Source organism: Enterococcus wangshanyuanii, from assembly GCF_002197645.1.
Classification (GTDB): Bacteria; Bacillota; Bacilli; order Lactobacillales; family Enterococcaceae; genus Enterococcus_L; species Enterococcus_L wangshanyuanii.
This window is the reverse complement of the sequence record NZ_CP021874.1, coordinates 1,343,225-1,362,390: the sequence shown is the minus strand read 5'-3', so window position 1 is coordinate 1,362,390 and position 19,166 is coordinate 1,343,225. Positions and strand designations below refer to the sequence as shown.

The window sequence follows — 19,166 nt, the reverse complement described above, 5'->3', positions numbered from 1 at the left end:
TAACGGTTGGTAAAGGGCCGGTTTATAGCGCAAAGGGAGAAAAAAATGACGATCAAAAGACGTTTTCTCATTTCATATATTGGCGGAATAACGATTGCTTGCTTATCTTTGGTATCTATTATCTGCATCGTTTTATATGTGACGACTGGGCGTATTCCCAGTCCTGGAACGTTATACCGAACCTTTACACAGCAACGTTCACTAAGCCCAGAAGAAGAACTAGCGTATGTCAAACTTCGAGGGATCGCAAAAACAGAGCCGGAACAATTATTGGATCCACAAGAAGACGTAAAAAAGATGATCCAGCAGTTTGAAGGAGAAGCTCTGGGTATCGTCGTACGTCAAAACGAAGAAATCAGTTACTATTCGAAAGAGTTGGTAGAAAAATCGTTGATCGTTCATTTTCCCAAATTCGATGCCAATAATATTGAAACCAAAGGGACGATCGATAATGCTGGACGTTTGTATCGATATATGAAATTTGATTTTTACTTTAAAGATCAGGTTCCAGGAACCCTTTTAGTATTGAAAAAAGAAAATAATATCCTTGATTTTATGACTAAATGGGGAATTTGGATCATTGTTTTTATTTTATTGCTGTCTATTGGTGGAGTACTTTTCTTAAACCAACTATTAAAGAAAACGATCATTCAACCTTTGGAAAATTTAGGCAGCGGGATGTCAGAAATAGGAACGGGACACTTACAAGCCCCAATGACAAAGCAGCCGGAAAAAACTGCTTTGGAAGTCAAGCAACTGACCGATGATTTTGAAAAAATGCGAACCGCTTTGATCAGCTCTACGAACGAACAAGAAAAGCTGGAGGTCAATCGGAAAGAGCTTGTTGCGAGTATTTCTCACGATCTAAAAACGCCAATCACATCGATCATCGGCTATGTGGAAGGCTTACTTGATGGTGTGGCGGATTCACCAGAAAAACAAGATAAGTATTTACAGACCATTCATACGAAAGCCATTGCCTTGAATGAACTGATCGAAGAGCTCTTTCTTTATTCAAAATTAGACGCTGATGCTATTGCATTTCACTTTGAAGCAATCAAGATCAATGAGTTTCTAAAGCATTTGATCGAAGAATTTCAGTTACGAAAGCAGCAGGTTTCGCTGGAGCTCATCGACCAAACAGCTTCTTCAAGTAAGGTGTATGGCGATCGGATGCAGTTGAATCGAGTCTTTACGAATTTGATTGAAAATAGCTTAAAATTCAAGCAAAAAGAACATCCACTTACAGTGAACATCAATCTTATTGACCAAGATCAGTTCGTAGAAATTCGTGTGACAGATAACGGTCAAGGAATCGCTAAAGAGCAGCTGCCTTTCGTTTTTGATCATTTTTATCGAGGTGAGGAAGCGAGACCGACACAAACAGGCGGCAGCGGACTAGGTCTTGCGATCGTTAAACAAATCGTCGATAGGCATGAAGGAAAAGTAATGATCGAAAGTGAAGTAAACAAAGGGACAGCAGTCATAATTTTATTAAAGAAAGTTGATGGAGGGCAGGTAGATGTCTGATAAAAAATCACGGATATTACTAATTGAAGATGATGCAAGTATTGCAGAATTACAAAAAGATTATCTTGAGATCAATCAAATGGAAGCTGAAATCTCTAGTGATGGAAAAGTTGGCTTGACCAGAGCGCTGAATGAGCCGTTTGATTTGATCGTAGTAGATATCATGCTGCCATCGATGGACGGGTTTGAAATTTGCAGAAGGATCAGAGAAAAAAAGAATATTCCTTTGATGATCGTTTCTGCTAAAAAAGAGGACATTGACAAAATCAGAGGATTAGGTCTAGGCGCAGATGATTACCTTACCAAACCATTTAGTCCTAGTGAATTAGTAGCCAGAGTACAGGCACATATCAAACGTTATCAACTACTAACGGGGTCGGATTCAGCGAATGAAACGATTGAAAGCGGCCAAATCGTTATTGATAAAAGTGCTCGTAGAGTCCATGTTTTAGGGAAAGAAGTCATTTTTACAACGAAAGAATTTGACTTGTTACTTTTCTTTATGACACATCCAAATCGGGTTTGGATGAAAGAACAGCTTTTTCGTCAAGTTTGGGACATGGATGAGCTGGACAGCGATATTTATACTGTTGTAGTGCATGTCGGACGTATCAGAGAAAAATTGAAAAAAGCGAATTTATCAGAGATACCAATAGAAACTATTTGGGGCAGCGGTTATCGCTTCAATACGTGATCGATAGAAAGGAAACTTAAATGAAGAAAAATTACATACTGGCAAGTTTGGTTGTCTGTGTTTTGATTGGTCTTGCTGGTTGTAAACCTGATCAAAGGAAAGAGACACAAAGATCAACTACGATCGAAAAAAAAGCCATATTTAATTCGACTGAAAAAGAACCAGTATCATCCAGTCATAAGGAGACAAATGAGCAGACGGTCAATAAGTTAAGCTTTGAAGACACATCCTATAATTATGATGTGGTGACAGGAGCGACTCAAACCACATTTGGCTCCAATCCTAAACCAATCTACACTTATGAAGAAAAGTTGAAAAAAATGTTTTGGTCAAATCAGCCGCCGTTGGGTTTACTGGAAGGAAATTATTTCACGAATGAAGGCTATTTTGATGTGGGAAATAAAGGAATCGTTGAAATCGTCACAGATGATGCGAATACGATCGTAAATGTAGAATTCAATGAGTATGGGGCTGAGAATTATTATGAATCAAAATACGCAGGAGCAAACAAACGACTGTCTGATTATGCATTTTTTCAGGCACAGAATCCTAGAACAGATGAAACGTTAGTTACAGTAGTGAATGGTATTACGTTTGTTGAAAAGCAAATGCGTGAAGAAAATCGAGTCGATGGTGATTTTAAGACAGTCAAAGGTTCATCTACAAGTGCTAGAGAAGGGCTAATGGCGATCGCCGCCGAGTTGGCAGATCAAATCCGTCAGCCGTCAGGCACAAAATATATTGGCTATGCAGAAGATTTTGGCGATGGCCTGATCGGTAGGCTTCAATTAACCGTAACTGATGGAAAAATCGATTCAGCGCGTTATGATGAATATTTTGCAGATCAGCCGCAAGCAATCAAATCTGAGCTATTGAAAAAATATTATCGTCAATCAAAATACTATTCATTGACTTATAATGAAGAAACAGCAAATGATTTTACCGAGTTTGCTGATCGTCTGACAAAAGCGATCGTCGATCAGCAGTCATTGGTGATCAATGAAAAAGAAATCACGAAGCATCCATCCTTTGCTTCCTATGAAAAATTGATCCAGCATATTTCTCTTTGAAAAACCGAGTTGAGGAATGATTTCGACACACTTTTGCCATATTTTATCTTTATACTAAGTAAAAACAGGATAGGAGAGTGTCGAAATGGGTTATTGTTCAACTTATTTAAATGGTAGCCGCGGAATGATGCGGGGAAATATATTCGGGATGGGCTTTATTTGGTGGCTATTGATTGCTGTACTGATTATTGCGGTGATTTACTTTATGAAAAATCAAAGGGATCAATCTCATGAGCCTATGATCAAAAATTCTTCAAATCCAGCTCCTACTAGTGCTCATTCATCTGCTCTTGATTTATTAGATGAAGAGTTTGTAAAAGGAACGATTTCAGAAGAAGAATACCTGCACAAAAAAGAGTTACTAAAACAATAAATCAACGTGTTATAGAAAAAGTTCGAAAGTCAAATACCCATTATTGGGGATATCTTGACTTTCGAACTTTTTTTGTGTTAGTTTAGATTGTTACTTAACTTTAAATCGGAACAAATGGTGTATATACTTAGCTTAAAATAATGTTTCGTTCACCTTTTTTTAATAATAATGCCATGTTATTCTTTTTTTTCGTTAAGTAATAGATTATACTATAAAAATGAGCAATTATTGTGGGGAAGAAAAACGTTTGTCGATCAGATTTTATTATTTAGCCGGAATAATACATATTAGTAAAAAACGACACTTAATTTTTCATTTATAGAATAAGCTCGTAAAATGTTATTTTTTAAGGAGGTCTTTATGGAGAAAAAAGAATCAAAAAGGACAGGTTTATTATTAATCGCGCTATTTTTAGGGTATACGATGGTGTATATCGATAAAATGTCAGTAGGGTATTCTTTGATCCCGATTTCAGAAGAATTTGGACTTGAACCTGCGGCGAAAGGAATGATCATGAGCGCCTTTTTCCTAGGCTATGCGTTGATGCAGATTCCAATGGGATTAGTGATCAATAAGGCTGGTTCAAGAATTGTTTTGATCGGTTCTGTATTGGGAATGGGCTTGTTTTCTTTACTATTTGGTTTTGGGACATCATTGATCATGTTTATGTCTCTTCGCTTTTTAACAGGATTTCTTGCACATTCTGGTTACGCCTCTTCGGCAAGTAAGGAAGTTACCGTGAATTTTGCACCCGAAAAGCGGACCTTTGCACAAGGGATACTGCTGTCTTCTGCTGGAGTCGCTGGGTTCATTGGGCCTTTAGTATTATCTCCGATCATCACTAAAGCAGGCTGGAAGAACGCCTATTTAATTTTGACTGTAGTCGCAGTCTTGATTGCTGTATTTCTTATTTTAGTGATTCCAAAAAAGGAGAAAATCGAAGAGCAGAAAATTGCTGTAGCGACCAAGACAGATAAGCTGTCTATTTGGCAAATCTGGTCAGATCTTCGCGTGTGGATCATATTTTTTAGCGCATTTTTCCTTAATTGTATTTTGTATGGATTATCAAATTGGTTGCCGAGCTTTTTAACAGGAGAACGAGGATTAGACTTAAATGGCGCAGCGATCGTTAGCAGTGTGGGTGGTCTATTTATGCTGATCGGCTCTATTGGTGGCAGCTATATTGTTGGTCGTTTCTTTCAAAATATGGAGAAAACGGTCGTAGCAGTTACAGCTGTTTTAGGAACTTTAGCTACTTTTTCATCATACTTCATCGGAAATCTTGTGTTATTGTCATTAGTTATGGGATTAGCTAATTTCTTTTTGATCATTTCGTTTGTTTCGATGATGAGTATTCCTTTAAAAATATTTGAAGGAGCAAAATTTGCCCCAAGTTATAGTACACTGGCTACAGGAGGAATTCTTGGCGGATTTGTTGCACCGACATTGATCGGTCAATTAGTAGAATTATCTGGAGGGCAATATATTTCGACCTTTTATTTCTTTTTAGTCGCAGGATTATTAACTGCAGTTACGATTTTATTTGTGAAACAAAAATAAATACTATGTTAGATACACCCTGAAGGAGGAACTAGAATGACAAATATCCAAGAAAAAATGCCACAGGCAGAAATGGTGAAATGGAGAAGACATTTACATCGTCACCCCGAGTTATCCTTTCATGAAGTTGAGACAGCAAAATACATTCAATCGGTCTTAGCTGAATTTCCTAATTTGGAAGTCAGCTCGTTGACAGAAAATAGTGTGATAGCGATTCTAAAGGGAAGCAAACCAGGAAAAACGATTGCATTAAGAGCAGATATCGATGCATTACCTATTGTTGAGGAGGCAGATGTTGAGTTTTCATCTGAAAACCCTGGTGTGATGCATGCCTGTGGACACGATACACATACAGCGATGCTTTTAGGTGCGGTGAAAACACTGACTGAAATGCAGGATAAAATTGCTGGTACTGTGAAATTTATTTTTCAACCAGCAGAAGAAGAACCGCCAGGTGGCGCGAAATTGTTGGTTGAAGCAGGGGTGATGGATGATGTCGATCTAGTTTTTGGTCTTCATATTGCTCCAAATATTCCTGTAGGCATGATCGGTACAAGAAAAGGTGCCGCTAGTGCGGCCTCTGATGTCTTTACATTGAAGATTCAAGGAAAAGGCTCACACGGCTCAACACCAGATCTTTCAATTGACCCAATTATGATTGGCGTAGAAGTCATCAATAATCTAAACAATATTGTTTCACGTAATATCAGCCCTTTTTCAAATGTTGTTATCTCTATTGGTGAATTTAATGCTGGAAAAACAGCAAATGTGATTCCAGATACAGCACAAATTCAAGGGACGGTTCGTACGAATGATAAAGAAATTCGTCAGTATGTCAAACAACGTATAGAAACGATCATCGATAATGTCTGCAAAATGTATGATGCCACCTATGATCTAGATTATTTGTTAGGATATAGTGAAGTAAACAATGACAGTGCCGCAACTGATTTAGTGCTGGCAGCGGCAGAAAAAGTCGTTGGAAAAGCGCAAATATTTGAAGCGCCTAAAATGATGGGCGGCGAAGATTTTTCTGCTTATACAGATGTCAAGCCAGGATCTTTCTTTATTTTAGGTGGAGGAACGGCGGCAGAAGGCTGTGGTTATATGAATCACCATCCAAAATTCAAAATCATGGAAGACTGCTTCAAAACAGGTGCAGCGATGCATACTCAAATTATTTTAGATATTTTAGGTCAATAATAAAATGAGCCAGTTAGGATAAATCAAAAAGATAGCGAGAACAAACCAGCTCTTTTTAAATTTATAGAGCAGATTTCTTTTTCTCGCTATTTTTTTAGACTTTTTCAAAAAAATTTGTCAAAATAGAGAGTAGGCTGTTAGTGATAAAAAGGATAGGTAGTGAAAAATCATGGGGTTGTGGATCATTCTATTTTTGATTTTTGTCTTGCTGCTAATTATAATAAGCAAGAGTAAAGAGAAAAAGCATAAACGTTCTATCAATACTAGTATTCAAAAAAAAGCTCAAAAAATATCTTTGGATGAAAAACTTGAGCTGGAGAAAAAAGACTATCTAAGTCGTATTGCAGGGTGTCTGAAGCAAGTTGAACAAAGAAAAACACAAGAACTATTATCAGTGATGAATCAACTCCGTCAAGAAAAGGACAAAGACGATTTTGAAGACTAAAGTAAAACACTGATCAATGAAAGGTTGTAGAAAAAATGCCTGAAAAGAAACCGAGGATTTTTGGAATGTCTTTTGCAAGTGTTTATCCGCTTTATGTGCAAAAAGCAGAGAAAAAAGGACGGACGAAAGCAGAAGTTGATGAAATTATTTTTTGGCTGACAGGCTATGATGAAAAAGAGCTGCAAGGTCAAATAGATTCAATGAACGATTTTGAAACATTTTTCGATGAAGCGCCGCAGCTGAATCCGAATGTATCTTTGATCAAAGGGGTTATTTGTGGGTATCGAGTGGAAGAGATTGAAGATGAATTGATGCAAAAAATCCGTTATCTGGATAAATTAGTAGACGAATTAGCAAAAGGAAAAGCAATGGAAAAGATTTTGCGGAAATAGATGCATTTAAAAATAAAAGAGGCTGAGACAAAAATGTTTAGCTCCGAGAAATAAGAAGGAAATCACGAAAATTATTCTTCAAATTTTTGTGAATTTCGGCTTATTTCCGAAGGAGCTGTTTTTGTCTCGCCGTTTATTCAGATCTAGAGTTTGGGATAAAACTGATTTTTAGTTTTGTTCCAAACTTTTTATTCCTCGTAGCCATTTGGATGATTTAAATGCCAAGACCAAGCGCTTTCAATAATTGAATCTAAGTCAGTATGAAGAGGTGTCCAGCCTAAGACATCTTTGATTTTTTCACTGGAAGCAATCAGTGAATGTGGATCACCTTTGCGACGCTCGCCATAATTGATTGGAATCGTCTTTTTTGTCTGCTCTTCAATTTTTTGAATGATCTCTAGTGTTGAAAATCCAACAGAACTGCCTACATTGAAAATCGTACTTTCATTGCCCTCAAGCAAATAAGCCATTGCTGATAAGTGTGCATCTGCCAAATCGACCACATGGACATAATCTCTGACGGTTGTTCCATCGTTTGTGTCATAATCGTTTCCGAAAATCGTGATGGCGTCTCTTTTGCCCATGGGAACTTCTAAGACAATAGGAATCAAATGTGTTTCTGGTCGATGGTCTTCTCCAATTAGTCCTGTCAAGTCCGCTCCAGCAACATTAAAGTAACGCAGGACAACATAGTTTATTCCATATGCTGTGTGACACCATTGAATTATTTTTTCCATCATATATTTACTTTCCCCGTAAGGATTTTTTGGTGTAACCTCAGAATTTTCCATAATCACAGATTCAGAAGAATCACCATAAACAGCTGCGGTTGAAGAGAAGATGATCGTTTTTACCGAGAATTCGTTCATGATTTCTAAAAGTGTGATGAGACCAGATACATTGTTGTTGAAATAGAGTAAAGGATCTTTCATTGATTCTTCGACAGAAGAATTTGCTGCAAAATGGAACACAACATCAAATGAATATTCAGCAAATAATTTTCTAAGTAAGGATTTATCTCTCACATCACCATGGATAAATGTCGCTGGTTTTGTTACTGCTTGTTCATGACCTGTTTGAAGATTATCTAAAACTACGATTTGATGCTCTGTATCCGCTAATTGCTTAACAACGTGGGAACCAATATAACCGGCACCACCGACGACTAAAATATTCATCCTTTTCCTCCTTGGTAAAACATAGATTAATTACTGGTGTTATCTATAGTATAGTGGAAACTATTTCTGCAGGTCATGTACAATGTCTTGGGTTATAAAAATATTAAGAATTCTAATATGGTAAAATGAGAGTATCTTTATTAGAAAATTAGATGAAACATGAGGGAAGCAAATGAACCAGTTGTTGGTATTACAAGCAGAACATGAGGGAATAAAAAGTACAGCAGATGCAGTCAAATATTGCTATCAAAAAATTATCATTGAGCAAGAGTGTCGAGAACGATATTTAGAAGATCTTGGTCATTTATTCAAAGAAGAAACACCGAAACGTTTTTTGAATACATTTAAGCAATTACGCGCTTTTTCATATGGTCGGAGTAACTGGAGCTGGCTGGAGATCAGTGAGGATAGTCTTCAGCAGCTGTCATTTAAACCTTCGGCAATCTTTTGGAGTGGGCTGACCTGTCATCCCAATGGATATATTAGAGAATTTGCTTTGACAAAATTGATTGAGGAGAACGAAGAAGTACCGCTCCGTTTTTTACTAATGATGTTGAATGACCATCTTGACTTCTTGCGGGAACGAGCATCCAAAGTGATCTGTGAAAAGAATCGATTCATTTCAGAGCAAGAATTGATTTTTTGTTTACCGTTGATCGATCAGTTGAAACAACTGACATATGAAGAAAATAGGATCATCTATAACCAGCTGCAGAAATCAGTTTTAGAACGTCCACAGTTATTAATGAATGGGCAACAAAATTTCGATATTTTTTGTGCTAGGACAGCTTTTAAGTGGAGTTTTTTACTGGATGATAGTTACCGAAAACAAACGTTGGAAAATGGACTAGCTAGCAAAGACCGAATCATTCTAGTTTGGACATTTAGGGAGATTCAAAAAGAACCATCATGGGAGGAACGATCCTTAGATGAACTATTGAACCACCATAGCTTGATCATTCGTAAATTAGCTTGTGAATGGTGTTATAATAATCGCTTGAAGGATCGACGCATGATAGCAAAACTATTAGATCAAACAACCGCAATCAAAGAATTGGCATTAGCATACGTGAGAAAGCATTTCCCAGAAGTCGACTGCAGAGCTTATTATCTTGAACAGATGAATACACAGTTAAACACTTCAGTTCATGGCTTGGCACTTTTACAAGATCGCAGAGATCAAGAGCAGATGTTGTCATTGCGTCACGCTAAGCAAAAGAAAGTTAGATTGTCTGTGTTGAACTGGTCAGTCTGTTTATCATTGGAAGAGCAGCTGTCTTTAGCTGTCGACTATGTCTCTGATTCTTCTAGAGAGGTACGCAAAAAAGCAATAGAGCGACTGAGCCAAAATTATTCGCTGGCGATCAAAGAACGACTGTTGCCAATGTTTCAAGAAAAACAAGAGCTACCTACGCAATTGTCGATCATTAAAATCTTAGCAGCTGAAAATAGGCGGGATTATTTCTTCGATTTAATAATACTTTACAAAGAGGCTGCTGCTCAGCAAGTAAAAAATCAGATCGAAAAGCAACTGGAAGACTGGTGCACAGACTGGAACCAACGTTTCTTTTTTCGATTCAGTTTAAAAGACAAGGTCGAGCTGGCTTATTTACTAAATAAAAATCATGTGCACTATTCTGGAAATCTAGTAAACCTTATTTTGACTGTTATTAAGTCTAAATAAATGATAAAAGGAGAATGAAAATGACAATTTTTAACTTTTTTAAGAAGAAACAAAAGGTTGCACCATCAAATGTATTTAATTATCCTAGAAATGAAGAAGGAATAAAGCAGGTGATCGCTTGGCTCAAAACAGCTTCAAATCTGATCATTGATATAAATGGGGATGGACATATCAGTGTTGGTAGTATGCCGGACGGAAAAATATTTTTATATGTGTACTCAGATGTCAGTCAACGTGTTCCGGCCTATAAAAAAAATGATCGCTTTATCGCATTGGATTTCGACGGTATCGCTAAGCTTTTTGAGGAGAATATAGGAATTGATTTTTTATGGCTTAATCCGAACTCAGATAGCGTACAGTTGAATCGATCTGTTTTTTCTTCTCATCATGTCATCAAACAAAATACTAAGATCCATATTGGTTTACCTGCTGAACGACCTGAGGCGATCATTGATTTTTTAGTTGATTATGCACAAATCGAACCATCGATCAGTGCTATTTATTTGGGGCTGATGAACAATAATGATGAATTTAGCTACGTTGTTTTTATTGACAGTGAAAGAGCAAAAGAGCTCGTACCTGAAATTGGTCCGAAGATTGGGGAAATTTGTGTGTCTAGCAAAGCTCTTTACCCAGTAGATTTTATCTATGATAACTTTTTAAATGAAGAACAGTACCAAATCTATGAAAAAGGAACCGTTAATAAATGAAAGTACACAATCATAACTTGAATATTCACTATACATTGCCTGATATCTATTGGACACGTCTTCAACTCCTTTATGCAGAAATGCCGCAATGGAAAGGGTACTATGAGGGGATTCCGACTTGGTTTGCTAATGATGAAAATGAAGAAATCATTGAGGTATCTGTAGAACCAAGCGGGCTGCAATTTTATGCCAGATTATGCGATGATGACTGGAATGCTTGGTTTACGCTGTTTAAAGAACAAGCAACAACTGTACTAGGGTTTGAAGTTGGAGAACCAGAAGAGGGATTTGAATTTTTTATGATTTGACGAAATAAAATGCAAACGAGGCTAAATAAAATGGAGCAGGTGCTAAGTAATAAACAGAAGAATCATTTACTTTATCGATAAATAAGTGATGTTCAATTGCTGGCTTAGATATTAAAATGACTCTTTTTTATGTTAGCCTCGTTCGTTGTTGATCGATATCGTATCAGAGCGAAGCTTATTTATGAGGAAACTTGCTTATTATTAATGACTTTTAGTAATATTATTTCTCTTTTTTTAACTTTAAGGAAATTTTATTTCCTTTTTTAAATAAAAATGTTGAAAAAAAAGTTCTTTAGCTGTATGATGGTTTTGTCGAAGAGAGGAATAAGCATTGATTGATAGAACAGGAATGTATATCAAAAGCTGTAAAACTAAAAATAATGAAGGGAGAAAACAGAGAATTAGAGAGAGGCACTAGTTCATGTTTTACAGAAAAGGTTATATTTCTTCGTACGACAGGAAATGGACAATAGTTGTGCAATTATGTTTTTTATGATTTTTTTGTAAGGGCTTTATGTAAGGGTTTTATAAATAAGATTAGTGTAAATTAGGAGATGAGTTTAGTGAAAAAGTTTACTGAGTTTATTGAAGTTCATTTAGCTGGACCAATGGCCAAGCTGGCAAATCAGCGTCATTTACGTGCGATAAGAGATGGGATCATTGCCACGTTGCCTTTGATCATTATCGGATCGTTCTTCTTGATCATTGCCTTTCCACCATTGCCGGCTAGCTGGGGTGTCACACAGTTTTTAACTGCTAATGCAGCAACGATTCTATTACCCTATCGAATGACGATGTATATCATGACGCTGTATGCTACTTTTGGTATTGGTGCAAGTTTATCTAAGACCTACAATTTGGATGTGATATCCGGCGGGATCTTATCTACGATCGCATTTCTATTGACCTTTGTTCCAGTCAATATTCCAGCTGAGGCGTTAGATGCGGCAGGAACTGCTGGTTTTGTATTGCCAATGGCTAATTTAGGCGGCGGCGGTATGTTTGTAGGGATCATTACATCGATCTTAGCTGTAGAAATTTATCGTTTAACAGATAAATCAAAATTTAAAATCACGATGCCGGAGCAAGTACCTCCAGCGGTTGCCAGATCATTTGAAACATTGACACCGACCTTGATCGTTATTTTAGGAATCTCCACATTGACTTACTTTATCGGCTTTGACTGGCATTCAACGATTTCAAAAATTGTAAGCCCTTTAGTTAGTGCTGCTGACAGCTTACCTAGTGTGTTGCTTTTGATTTTCTTGATCACTTTTTTCTGGTCTTTTGGGATTCATGGCGTATCGATCGTTGGTTCCTTGGCAAGACCATTGTGGCTACAATTATTAGATGGCAATACTGCTGCGATGGCTGCTGGAAAAGAGCTGCCAAGTATTGCAGCTGAACCTTTTTACCAATGGTTCATTTGGATCGGCGGTTCTGGCTGTACCATTGGGTTAGCCTTATTACTTGCCTTTAAGACAAAATCTCAATTTGCTTCAAAATTGGGTAAAGCTACTTTAGCGCCAGCGATTTTCAATATAAACGAGCCGTTGATTTTTGGGACACCGATCGTTTTGAATCCTATTTTGATCATTCCGTTCATCTTAACTCCGATGGTCACAGCAACGATTGCTTGGTTTGCTACACAATTAGGCTTAGTGAATCGCGTGATTTTCACTGCTCCGTGGACATTACCTGGACCGATTGGGGCTTACTTAGCAACTGGCGGTGACTGGCGGGCAGCTGTATTAAACATTATCTTGATCGTGATTTCTGTAGTGATTTATTATCCATTTGTAATGATCTATGACAGCAATGAACTTGAAAAAGAACATGCTTTAGGTGAAACAAATTAGAAAAGCTTTATACTGGAAATAGACTTAGGTGGATTTCCAGTTTCTTATTTTATTTGGTCTTAGAAAAGAGGAAACTAGAATGACAAAGGTCATATTTTTAATAGCAAGTGTTGTTTTTATTATCGTTGGTTTATTCCTGACTCATTATTTAAAAAAGAAAAATTGGCTGCCAAATCGTTGGTTAATAGGCTGTCTCGTTTTTTTGATCGCTTTAGTTCCTAGTTTACTTTTTCCGAATATGTCAGATGGACTTCGTCAGATCATTTATGGTGTAAGTGGGATATTGGCTGTAGTTTTCTTTGAAAGCAGTCGACTCGCAGCAGAACAAAAGAGAGCAACTTATGAAATGGAGCAAAAATAATGAGAAAACTTGGCCTATCGATTTACCCAAATCATAGCAGTGTGGAAGAAATCAAAAGCTATTTATCATTAGCAGCAACCTATAATTTTAAACGGGTTTTTACTTGTTTATTATCTGTTGATGAAGGCAAAGAGAAAATTGTTGCAGCATTTAAGGAAACGATTTTTTATGCTAAAGATCTAGGTATGGAAGTTATTGCAGATGTTAGCCCAAAAGTATTCAATGAACTGGGGATCAGTTATAATGACTTATCTTTTTTTAAAGAACTTGGAGCAGATGGGATTCGTTTAGATATGGGCTTTACTGGAAACGAAGAATCGATTATGAGTTTTAATCCGCAAGAGTTATCGATCGAATTGAATATTAGCTCAGGCACGCGTTATGTAGAAAACATTTTAAGTTATCAAGCAAATGCAGATAAGTTATTAGGTTGCCATAATTTTTATCCTCATCGTTATACTGGTTTGAGTTACGAGCATTTTTTGAAGACAACAAAGGTTTATAAAGAACAAGGCATCCGAACCGCTGCTTTTATCAATTCTCCTACCGCAAAAGTGGGTCCTTGGCCAGTTGAAGAGGGATTATGTACTTTGGAGCTACATCGAAACTGGCCGATCACAACACAGGCCAAACACTTGTGGGCAACGGATTTGATCGATGATGTGATCATTGCCAATGCGTTTGCTTCAGAAGCAGAATTAAAAGCATTGAGTGAACTTGATCCCTATCGTTTAACGTTTGATTGTGAGATCGATGATGAAACTCCTGTTACGGAAAAAAACATCATTTTGAATGAATTCCATTTTAACCGCGGAGATGTTTCAGATTATGTTATTCGTTCAACGCAAAGTCGTGTGAAGTATAAAGGACATGAATTTATACCGTTTAACACAGTGGATATGCAGACAGGAGATATCATCATCGAGACATCATTGTATGCGCACTATGCAGGAGAACTGCAACTAGCCTTATTACCTATGGAAAATTCGGGTAAATCAAACGTTGTTGGCAAAGTGACCACTGCTGATCAAGTTCTGCTGCCGTATATTAGACCTTGGCAGAAATTTGCTTTTCACGAAGTCACGAGTCACTAAAGCAATGGAGACATTTAAAACTAAAAACAGTATAATAGAGGTGTAAAGAATGGTGTATGCAGTTGGTTTAATGTCGGGAACTTCTTTAGATGGTATTGATGCGGCCTTAGTTGAAATCAACGGTAAGGATGAAGCGACGACCGTTGAGCTTTTAGCCTTTTCCACATTGCCGTTTGACCGTGCTGTATTGCAAAGAATTCGGGAAGCTCTGGCAATAGAAACTTCAGATGTTGAAAAAATTTGTTCACTGAATGTTGAATTAGGAGAACGATTCGCACAAGCAGCTTTATTGGTATGTGAAAAAGCAGGTATCTCAAATGAAGAGCTGGCATTTATCGGCAGTCATGGGCAAACCTTGTTTCACATTCCCTTTGCCAGAGAGGCTTTTGTTGCCTCTACACTACAAATCGGAGATCCCGCTGTTATTTGTGAGCGAACAAAGACGACTGTTGTCTCAAACTTTAGAGAAAGAGATATGGCGGTAGGCGGTCAAGGTGCTCCGATCGTTCCTTATTCAGAATATGTCTTGTATCAAAAACCGGGTGTCACAAGACTACTGCAAAATATTGGCGGGATCGGCAATGTAACAGTGCTTCCACAGTCTGGAAAACAAACGGATATGATCGCTTTTGACACAGGACCTGGAAATGTGATCATGAATGAATTGTGCGTCCACTTTTTCAATCAAGAATACGATAACGATGGTCTTTATGCAAAGCAGGGAACTGTGAATCAAGCGTTATTAGACGAATTGATGGCACATCCTTATATCAAAAAGGCCTATCCAAAAACAACTGGACGAGAAGATTTCGGTAAACAGTTCACGATGGTTTTAATTGAGAAATGGCCATTAAATCCAGCTGATTTGATAGCAACAGCAACAATGTTCACTGCAAAGTCGATCGCAGAAGCCGTTCGTCTTTTTATAAATGGAGAAACAGAACTTATTATTGGTGGTGGTGGAAGCTATAATCCAACACTAGTTATGATGATCAAAGAAGAATTACCAGAAGTTAGCGTATTGATCCAAGAAGAGATCGGTTTTTCTTCTGAAGCCAAAGAAGCTGTGGCAATGGCTGTTTTAGCAAATCAAACACTACAGCATAGAATTGGAAATGTCCCAAATGCGACTGGCGCAAAGCGAGCAGTGCCATTGGGGAGTATCACTTATTATTGAATACAAGGGGCGGATTGTGATGATTCGCCCTAATGTACATAAAAAGGAGAGCAGTAAATGAGTGGTGAAAATATTCAAGGTAGGATTATCAGTCTGTTAGATGTACTGCCAAAATCCGAGCAAAAAATTGGGAACACGATTTTAGAAGATCCTGCAAAAGTGATCGACATGACTGCAGCTGAACTAGCTAATTATGCAGGGACGAGTCCAGCAACCGTCATTCGTTTTTGTAAGAAAATCGACGTTCCTAGTTTCACTCAACTAAAAGTACGTTTGTCTGCTGAAATCGAAACACCTGTATATGAAGGGTATTCAGATATCACAGCAAATGAATCGGTTGATGAAATCAAAACAAAATTATTAGGAAACGCCTATCAATCGATGCAGGAAACGGTTGCCTTATTAAATGAAGAACGAGTAGAAACGATCGTCGATCTATTGGTCGCTGCACCGATCATTTATGTTTTTGGCATCGGAGCTTCCTATTTAGTAGCAGAAAACATTGCTCAAAAATGGAATCGGATCGGTAAAACCGTTGTTTGTGTACAGGATTCACATGTTTTAGTGACGATTCTAGTTTCAGCTCCAAAAGATGCAGTCTTTTTCTGTGTTTCTCATTCGGGAGAAACGAAGGAAGTACTGCGCTTAGTTGATGTAGCGAAAAAACATCAGCTGAAAACGATCGGCCTCTCTCAATTTGGCAACAATACGTTGACCAATAAGGTCGCCTATTCACTGCAAACAGTACGTTCAAATGAAGCCGTCCTTAGAAGTGCGGCAACAACCTCTTTACATGATCAATTTATTGTTGTAGATGTGTTGTTCTATGCGTATGCTTCTCGTAACTTTGACCGAACATTGGAGATGATCCAAGAGTCAAAAGCCGAAGTACGAACTTATGAAAAATAAAAAAAGAGAGCGAGACAAAACTAATTTTTAGTTTTGTCCCGCTCTCTAAACTCGAATAAACGGCGAGAAAAAAGCAGATCCGTCTTATTTCTCGAAGCTAAACACTTTTGTGTCAGCCTCCATTTTTCAGTTCTTATTTAAAATAGACACAAACACATTCAGGTGCATAAACATCTTTTTGGATCATTTCTAGAAGTCCAGTTTCTTCATCACGACGATAAAGAGTTAGATTGTCTGTATTTTGATTTGCAGCCACAACAAATTTACCAGAAGGATCTAAGTCAAAATCTCTTGGAATTTCACCTTCTGTTGAAATTAGCTGAATACGGTCGATCGTCCGACCATCTTCTGAAGTAGCAAAAACAGCAATCGAATCATGTCCGCGGTTTGAAGCGTAAACAAAACGTCCATCAGCAGAAATACGGATCGCAGCGCCGCCATTAAATTCATTGAATCCATCTGGTAAAGTAGATACTTTTTGTACCTGTTCGAATGAACCATCTTCTGCATTGTAGGACAAAACAGTCACTGTGCTATCTAGTTCACCAAAAAGATAAGCGATTTGATTCGTTGGATGGAAAACCAAATGACGAGGACCAGTACCAGGTTCTGCAACATATTGTGCCACTTCTGATAATTTACCTTCAGCACTAACGTCATACGTATAGACACGATCTGTTCCCAGATCACAAACAGCCAAGCGACCATCTGGTGTTAAATCTGTATAGTGTACGTGAGCATTGTCTTGATTTTCATGAGGGCCTGTTGGTTCATCATGGATGATCTTATCTGCATCCTCTAAGCTTCCATCTGCTAAAATACGATAAACATGGATGATTCCTTGATGATAATTGGCACCGAAAACCAATTGTTTTTCTTCATCGACTGAAACGTAACATGGGGGAGCGCCAGCTTCCGTCACTTTGTTGATCAAGTCAAAATGATCGTCTTTTGCCTTGTAAGCTGCCATTCCGCCTTCTCCATCTACAGATGTCACGTTGAAAAGAGCACCCTTTTGATCTATGGTTAAGTAAGTAGGACTAGTTTCTTCTACTAGTAAAGAAGCTTCCGAAAGTTTTCCTTGATCTGTATCAAGTGCAATTTGATAGATACCTTTACTTACTCGACGAGTATATGTTCCTAATAAAATCTGTTCCAGCATGAAATTCCCTCCATTTTTACTGCTGTCTAGTAAAGTTACAGCAAATCATTTTTCTATTTTAGTATAACATAAGTATCGCTTTATTTATAAAAACTTTACAAATCCAATGTTCGCATTTTCACTTGATTTGTGCTATTATATTTTAAGACTGTATGGACAGTCATTTTTAATTTAGAGAGGTGACATGCATGTACGATAATACAAATAACAATGGTGCAGTCCGCTGTTCATTCTGTGGTAAAACACAAGAAGAAGTAAAGAAGATCGTCGCTGGACCAGGTGTGTATATTTGTAATGAATGTATTGACTTATGTAAAGAGATTATTGATGAAGAGTTTTACGATGAAGCCGTACGTGAATTAACAGATGTCCCAAAACCTCAAGAAATTTTGGATGTCTTAAACGAATATGTTATTGGACAAGATCAGGCAAAGCGCTCATTAGCAGTAGCTGTCTATAATCACTATAAACGTGTAAATCAATCAGAAAAGTCAAGCTCTGAGGATGTAGAATTACAAAAGAGTAATATTTGTTTAATTGGCCCAACAGGTTCTGGGAAAACATTTTTGGCTCAAACATTAGCTAAAACGCTGAATGTTCCGTTTGCGATCGCTGATGCGACGAGCTTAACAGAAGCAGGGTATGTAGGGGAAGATGTAGAGAATATTCTATTGAAGCTATTACAGTCTGCTGACTTTAATGTAGAGCGCGCTGAAAAAGGCATCATCTACATTGATGAAATCGATAAAATTGCCCGTAAGAGTGAGAATGTTTCGATTACACGTGATGTTTCTGGTGAAGGTGTTCAACAAGCCTTACTTAAAATTTTGGAAGGAACGGTTGCCAGTGTTCCTCCACAAGGTGGACGGAAACACCCGCATCAAGAATTTATCCAAATCGATACAACGAATGTACTATTCATTGTCGGCGGAGCGTTTGACGGGATCGAAGGAATCGTAAAAAATCGTTTAGGCGAAAAAACGATCGGTTTTGGTACAAATAATAGCAAAGTCAACGAAGATGAAAGTATCATGCAGCAAATCATTCCAGAAGATTTATTGAAATTTGGTTTGATCCCTGAATTTATTGGACGTTTACCAGTAACTGCGGCATTAGAAAAATTAACAACAGATGACTTGGTTCGTATTTTAACTGAGCCTAAGAATGCATTAGTGAAACAATACCAAAAATTATTATCATTAGATGATACTGAATTGGAATTTGAAGAAGATGCCCTTCGTGCCATTGCCAACAAGGCAATTGAACGAAATACTGGTGCCCGCGGACTTCGTTCGATCATTGAAGAGATCATGATGGATGTCATGTTTGATGTGCCATCTGATGATACGATCGAAAAAGTGATCATTACAGAAATGGCAGCAGACGGGACTGGCAAACCTGCGATCGTCTACGATAAAACAGATAAAAAAGCAGGATAAATCATTTAAAATACGAAA

At 37.7% G+C, this 19,166-nt stretch carries 19 protein-coding genes; 17 read left to right on the top strand and 2 right to left on the bottom strand.

Features of this window, described 5'->3' with window-relative positions:
* Nucleotides 1-45 precede the first annotated feature (45 nt).
* From CC204_RS06530 to CC204_RS06495, 8 genes are all read left to right on the top strand, one after another.
* Nucleotides 46-1,530, top strand: a complete 1,485-nt coding sequence (locus CC204_RS06530; RefSeq protein WP_088269439.1) for a sensor histidine kinase — start codon at nt 46-48, stop codon at nt 1,528-1,530.
* Nucleotides 1,523-2,224, top strand: coding sequence for a response regulator transcription factor (locus CC204_RS06525; protein WP_088269438.1), 702 nt, complete (start codon nt 1,523-1,525; stop codon nt 2,222-2,224). The genes CC204_RS06530 and CC204_RS06525 overlap by 8 nt, the downstream gene beginning before the upstream one ends.
* A 20-nt stretch (nt 2,225-2,244) precedes the next feature.
* Nucleotides 2,245-3,294, top strand: a complete 1,050-nt coding sequence (locus CC204_RS06520) for a hypothetical protein (RefSeq protein ID WP_088269437.1) — start codon at nt 2,245-2,247, stop codon at nt 3,292-3,294.
* Nucleotides 3,295-3,379: 85 nt separating this feature from the next.
* Nucleotides 3,380-3,667 carry an SHOCT domain-containing protein gene (locus CC204_RS06515; RefSeq protein ID WP_088269436.1) on the top strand — a complete coding sequence of 96 codons (288 nt, stop codon included), beginning with the start codon at nt 3,380-3,382 and terminating at the stop codon, nt 3,665-3,667.
* 360 nt (nt 3,668-4,027) lie between these two features.
* A complete protein-coding gene (locus CC204_RS06510; RefSeq protein ID WP_088269435.1) occupies nt 4,028-5,227 on the top strand; it encodes an MFS transporter in 1,200 nt (399 codons plus the stop codon).
* A 36-nt stretch (nt 5,228-5,263) separates the two neighbouring features.
* Entirely contained in the window at nt 5,264-6,430 is a 1,167-nt protein-coding gene (locus CC204_RS06505) for an amidohydrolase (protein ID WP_088269434.1), read from the top strand.
* Nucleotides 6,431-6,623: 193 nt separating this feature from the next.
* Nucleotides 6,624-6,875 carry a hypothetical protein gene (locus CC204_RS06500; RefSeq protein ID WP_157894246.1) on the top strand — a complete coding sequence of 84 codons (252 nt, stop codon included), beginning with the start codon at nt 6,624-6,626 and terminating at the stop codon, nt 6,873-6,875.
* Between the two features lie 35 nt (nt 6,876-6,910).
* Entirely contained in the window at nt 6,911-7,267 is a 357-nt protein-coding gene (locus tag CC204_RS06495) for a DUF2200 domain-containing protein (RefSeq protein ID WP_088269432.1), read from the top strand.
* Between the two features lie 188 nt (nt 7,268-7,455).
* Here the strand turns inward: CC204_RS06495 and galE are convergent, their stop codons facing one another.
* The gene (gene galE / locus CC204_RS06490; protein ID WP_088269431.1) at nt 7,456-8,445 is read right to left on the bottom strand and encodes a UDP-glucose 4-epimerase GalE; all 990 of its coding nucleotides are present in this window, start codon (nt 8,443-8,445) and stop codon (nt 7,456-7,458) included.
* Between the two features lie 172 nt (nt 8,446-8,617).
* On the opposite strand from galE, the gene CC204_RS06485 reads away from it, so the two are divergent.
* From CC204_RS06485 to CC204_RS06450, 8 genes are all read left to right on the top strand, one after another.
* Nucleotides 8,618-10,129: a hypothetical protein gene (locus CC204_RS06485; RefSeq protein ID WP_088269430.1), complete on the top strand. Its 1,512-nt coding sequence runs from the start codon at nt 8,618-8,620 to the stop codon at nt 10,127-10,129.
* A 20-nt stretch (nt 10,130-10,149) separates the two neighbouring features.
* Entirely contained in the window at nt 10,150-10,839 is a 690-nt protein-coding gene (locus tag CC204_RS06480; protein ID WP_157894245.1) for an enhanced serine sensitivity protein SseB C-terminal domain-containing protein, read from the top strand.
* Nucleotides 10,836-11,147: a hypothetical protein gene (locus tag CC204_RS06475; protein WP_088269428.1), complete on the top strand. Its 312-nt coding sequence runs from the start codon at nt 10,836-10,838 to the stop codon at nt 11,145-11,147. Before CC204_RS06480 ends, CC204_RS06475 begins: the two co-directional genes overlap by 4 nt.
* 554 nt (nt 11,148-11,701) lie before the next feature.
* Entirely contained in the window at nt 11,702-13,006 is a 1,305-nt protein-coding gene (locus tag CC204_RS06470) for a PTS sugar transporter subunit IIC (protein ID WP_088269427.1), read from the top strand.
* A gap of 79 nt (nt 13,007-13,085) precedes the next feature.
* Nucleotides 13,086-13,367: a hypothetical protein gene (locus CC204_RS06465; protein WP_088269426.1), complete on the top strand. Its 282-nt coding sequence runs from the start codon at nt 13,086-13,088 to the stop codon at nt 13,365-13,367.
* Nucleotides 13,367-14,461: a DUF871 domain-containing protein gene (locus tag CC204_RS06460; protein WP_088269425.1), complete on the top strand. Its 1,095-nt coding sequence runs from the start codon at nt 13,367-13,369 to the stop codon at nt 14,459-14,461. The genes CC204_RS06465 and CC204_RS06460 overlap by 1 nt, the downstream gene beginning before the upstream one ends.
* A gap of 49 nt (nt 14,462-14,510) precedes the next feature.
* On the top strand, nt 14,511-15,638 hold the full coding sequence (gene anmK / locus CC204_RS06455; RefSeq protein WP_088269424.1) for an anhydro-N-acetylmuramic acid kinase AnmK: 1,128 nt from the start codon (nt 14,511-14,513) through the stop codon (nt 15,636-15,638).
* A 57-nt stretch (nt 15,639-15,695) separates the two neighbouring features.
* Nucleotides 15,696-16,547 carry a MurR/RpiR family transcriptional regulator gene (locus CC204_RS06450; protein ID WP_088269423.1) on the top strand — a complete coding sequence of 284 codons (852 nt, stop codon included), beginning with the start codon at nt 15,696-15,698 and terminating at the stop codon, nt 16,545-16,547.
* A gap of 133 nt (nt 16,548-16,680) precedes the next feature.
* Here the strand turns inward: CC204_RS06450 and CC204_RS06445 are convergent, their stop codons facing one another.
* Entirely contained in the window at nt 16,681-17,709 is a 1,029-nt protein-coding gene (locus CC204_RS06445; RefSeq protein WP_088269422.1) for a lactonase family protein, read from the bottom strand.
* Nucleotides 17,710-17,897: 188 nt separating this feature from the next.
* Here CC204_RS06445 and clpX point away from each other — a divergent pair, with 188 nt between their 5' ends.
* Entirely contained in the window at nt 17,898-19,148 is a 1,251-nt protein-coding gene (gene clpX, locus CC204_RS06440; protein ID WP_088269421.1) for an ATP-dependent Clp protease ATP-binding subunit ClpX, read from the top strand.
* The last annotated feature ends 18 nt before the right edge of the window (nt 19,149-19,166 follow it).

Bases quoted from the DNA above. Each gene is read 5' to 3' on its own strand.
- clpX (WP_088269421.1), top strand. From the start codon at position 17,898: ATGTACGATAATACAAATAACAATGGTGCAGTCCGCTGTTCATTCTGT.
- CC204_RS06480 (WP_157894245.1), top strand. From the start codon at position 10,150: ATGACAATTTTTAACTTTTTTAAGAAGAAACAAAAGGTTGCACCATCA.
- CC204_RS06530 (WP_088269439.1), top strand. From the start codon at position 46: ATGACGATCAAAAGACGTTTTCTCATTTCATATATTGGCGGAATAACG.
- CC204_RS06465 (WP_088269426.1), top strand. From the start codon at position 13,086: ATGACAAAGGTCATATTTTTAATAGCAAGTGTTGTTTTTATTATCGTT.
- CC204_RS06510 (WP_088269435.1), top strand. From the start codon at position 4,028: ATGGAGAAAAAAGAATCAAAAAGGACAGGTTTATTATTAATCGCGCTA.
- CC204_RS06520 (WP_088269437.1), top strand. From the start codon at position 2,245: ATGAAGAAAAATTACATACTGGCAAGTTTGGTTGTCTGTGTTTTGATT.
- CC204_RS06470 (WP_088269427.1), top strand. From the start codon at position 11,702: ATGAGTTTAGTGAAAAAGTTTACTGAGTTTATTGAAGTTCATTTAGCT.
- CC204_RS06505 (WP_088269434.1), top strand. From the start codon at position 5,264: ATGACAAATATCCAAGAAAAAATGCCACAGGCAGAAATGGTGAAATGG.
- CC204_RS06460 (WP_088269425.1), top strand. From the start codon at position 13,367: ATGAGAAAACTTGGCCTATCGATTTACCCAAATCATAGCAGTGTGGAA.
- CC204_RS06525 (WP_088269438.1), top strand. From the start codon at position 1,523: ATGTCTGATAAAAAATCACGGATATTACTAATTGAAGATGATGCAAGT.
- CC204_RS06445 (WP_088269422.1), bottom strand. From the start codon at position 17,709: ATGCTGGAACAGATTTTATTAGGAACATATACTCGTCGAGTAAGTAAA.
- galE (WP_088269431.1), bottom strand. From the start codon at position 8,445: ATGAATATTTTAGTCGTCGGTGGTGCCGGTTATATTGGTTCCCACGTT.
- CC204_RS06475 (WP_088269428.1), top strand. From the start codon at position 10,836: ATGAAAGTACACAATCATAACTTGAATATTCACTATACATTGCCTGAT.
- anmK (WP_088269424.1), top strand. From the start codon at position 14,511: ATGGTGTATGCAGTTGGTTTAATGTCGGGAACTTCTTTAGATGGTATT.
- CC204_RS06515 (WP_088269436.1), top strand. From the start codon at position 3,380: ATGGGTTATTGTTCAACTTATTTAAATGGTAGCCGCGGAATGATGCGG.
- CC204_RS06485 (WP_088269430.1), top strand. From the start codon at position 8,618: ATGAACCAGTTGTTGGTATTACAAGCAGAACATGAGGGAATAAAAAGT.
- CC204_RS06495 (WP_088269432.1), top strand. From the start codon at position 6,911: ATGCCTGAAAAGAAACCGAGGATTTTTGGAATGTCTTTTGCAAGTGTT.
- CC204_RS06450 (WP_088269423.1), top strand. From the start codon at position 15,696: ATGAGTGGTGAAAATATTCAAGGTAGGATTATCAGTCTGTTAGATGTA.